General features: G+C 32.0%; 3 protein-coding genes. All 3 read right to left on the bottom strand.

Going from position 1 to position 3026, the window contains the following annotated elements:
* Positions 1-119 precede the first annotated feature (119 nt).
* A complete protein-coding gene (locus tag WKT12_RS16295) occupies positions 120-830 on the bottom strand; it encodes an RHS repeat-associated core domain-containing protein (protein WP_340320313.1) in 711 nt (236 codons plus the stop codon).
* Positions 831-941: 111 nt separating this feature from the next.
* Complete coding sequence (locus tag WKT12_RS16300; RefSeq protein WP_340320314.1) at positions 942-1670, bottom strand: hypothetical protein; 729 nt, start codon at positions 1668-1670, stop codon at positions 942-944.
* Positions 1671-2227: 557 nt separating this feature from the next.
* Positions 2228-3026: RHS repeat-associated core domain-containing protein (locus WKT12_RS16305; RefSeq protein ID WP_340320315.1), on the bottom strand; the 799-nt coding region annotated here is incomplete at its 5' end.

Consider the following 3026-nt stretch of genomic DNA (forward strand, 5'->3'; position numbering starts at 1 on the left):
GAATATAGGTATATAGGTATGCATTGGTACTAATAAGGCATGACCGGCATATTTTTGTGGCGATTGTTGAATACTTGAAAGTTCTGTCAGAACAATAAGTAATAAATAAATCATTAAATTCATTGTCTGTCAATTATTAATTTAAACATATTAACACTCTGTAATTGATTATTGAACTTATCCCATTGAGTTGGTAGGATTAATAAACATCCTTCAGATACTCCTGAATATTTTTGTTTTTTTTCGTTCCAATATTTTCCCGCAAAGCCATTGTTATTAGATCTGTGTATAAATACTCCATTTAAATATCCTGGATTCCTTTTAGGATAAGCAGGGTTAAAATTATTCATGGCAGGAACATTTCCTCTCTTATTTAATGTCCATACAGAATTATAAGGTCCTCTTTTTTCCTTAGAACCAATACGGTTGACATCATAAGTTCCATCAGCAACAACACCAAATAAATTAGGGTCAGAGCTCATTGTATACCCTTTATATTTTTGTATATCCTCCTTGCCATTAGGACCATAGACTATAATATTGGCTAAAATGGCCTTTTGAGTTAATAAATTATCTTTTTCACCTAGTTTTTCTTTTATTGACCCATTAAATATTACAACAGCTTTTCCTAAATAAGTTTCTCCTTTCTTTGTGTTAGCTTGTGATGTAGCATTGCTATCCCAATAAATTTGTTTATTCTGATCCTCCACCCAATCATCCAGCATACCATTCGGGTCAATACGGTTGACCGGATTATTACTTGTATAGCAATATGGAGACAAACCAATCCGTTTCTCCTGCATCGGATCCTGAACATGCCATCTTCCCAATCATAATATTCTCCTTCCTTCTCCTTCTTATAGCATTTTCTTCATTTTTATTCCCATTGTCTACATCTCTAAAGTTTGCGATAGTGTTGTCTATACTGTTTCGTTGAGCATCTATTCCCCGATTAATGTTAAAGGTAATATTTGTTTTATTTTATAAGGGCGACTTTCGGACGGAAACCATTTGAATTTTTCTTGGAATAAAGCTATTATTTCATTTTGTAAGGTAATAGGAATGGATTGGTTTCTCCATCCTTTAACCGTTATATCTATAGCATTTCCCTGTCTGTCAATATAGAAATCAATCAGAATTTTTAAAGTATCTATCTTTTCTTTTTTCATAAAAGGCAGGCATCTTTGTCTGATGCTGTCATAAAAAAGTGATTTTTCCATAAGTAAAGGGGGAGAATGCTGTATTATTGTATCGTTTAGCACTTCCTCTCCCTTTGAAATAAACTCTTTTATTTTATCAATAAACAAATGATTGATTTCATAAAGGCTGTCCCTGTATTGTAAACTATGATTTCCTATACATGTAACTTCTACTCCTTTTGGAGTAAACATATAGATTTTGCATCTAACATCAACAGGATATTCAGTCGTATATTTATCTTTTAGTAACATTTTCTTAAACTCGGTAATGTATATTGAGTCGCGCAATATGACTTTTTCATAGGGTAAAGTGGATTCAAAACTATTACAGTTAATTCCAATTGTTGTCATGAGATTAAAATCTACATAATGTATAAGAATACTGTCTATATGATGAATTTGTGGAGTTATTGCTTGTAATTTAAAATTAGCGAAAACGGTCAGTATAAATATAAATAAGGCATTCTTCATAATTGTATTTTATTTTATAAAGAGGCTGTATCAAAATAGAATTTAGCTATCATTTTGAGTCTGCGAATAATCTTGTATGCATCCACGTGGTTGTTTACAAAATACTTCACCACGCTCAGCATAACAGTCTTTTTGATAGTTGATTTCTATTTTAATACAGCCTCTTGTCATTTACTTTTGTAGTTAATATATTGAGGATTATAAATGGGCTAATTTTTCCGAAAATCTGGGTAAACAATTCGCCAATATCTTTTGCATAACTTCTTATAATCATAAATTGAACGAGAATATGGCTTTAAATTCTTTATTTTCGTTTTGGCAAAAGTTTCATTCTTTCTGATACACCTATATGTTACTTCTAATCTGATATTTTATACATAAATCTTTTATTAATGTAATTCCACCAACAAATAGATTTATAAAAGTGTTCGGATATGGCAAATAATCCGAACACTTTGAATTTGTCATTAGATAATATATCGAATAAGGTATCAAATATTGAATTTCAATATCTTTATTCTATAAAAATATAGAATAAAAAGGGGAAGAATAAAATTTTAAAACTTTTTAACACCATTCCCATCTTCTGGCCTTATGATAATAGGTGCTTTCCATTCTGTTGTCGTTGGTCCTGTTGTTTCATAAAGAGTTCCTAGATGATCGTTGCGTGTAACTTCTGTTTTATTAATTTCTCCTAGTTTCCTGGCAGTTTCCTGTTCGCTGCCAGTTATTACTCTTTTTTCTTCTTTATTGCCATAATTTTTGTCTTTTACTTTAGAATCAATTAATTGTTGTTTGCGGTTTTGATCGAATTGTACTGCATGGTCTATTTCGTGATTCAAGATGGTTGTGGGTGATAGTTCAAAAGCATTATTGGTTAAAATCCCTGTTCGAGAACTCCATGTTATTGTTTTTGTCTTTGCATTGAAAGAACTAGAGGATAATGGTTTACCTTCATTGATGTAATATATTTTATCAGATGCATGTAGTTTTGCTAGTAAATCTCCCACTCCAAATTTATTTAAATACTGCACAGCTTGTTTAAAATCATTCTTAAACTCATTTGAAACTCCTATTGCATAGTAAACTTTTGCACCATCTGAATCTATAAACTTTACGGGATTATTTATGCAATATACATATGGTGAAATGCTATAATATTTTTCTGCCATCGGATCCTTCACATGCCATCTTCCCACAGCCGGATCATAATATCTTGCCCCGTAATCGTACCAGTTGAGTCCCTTCCGTGTATCAAGTTCCTTTCCGTTGTACTTGTAAGGCTGTATGTTTCCGGTGTTGGCGAACATACCTCCGAAGGGGTAGTAATGGTTCACTTCCTCCACCTTTCCGTTC

Source organism: Phocaeicola sp. HCN-6420, assembly GCF_037890145.1.
Lineage (GTDB): Bacteria > Bacteroidota > Bacteroidia > Bacteroidales > Bacteroidaceae > Phocaeicola.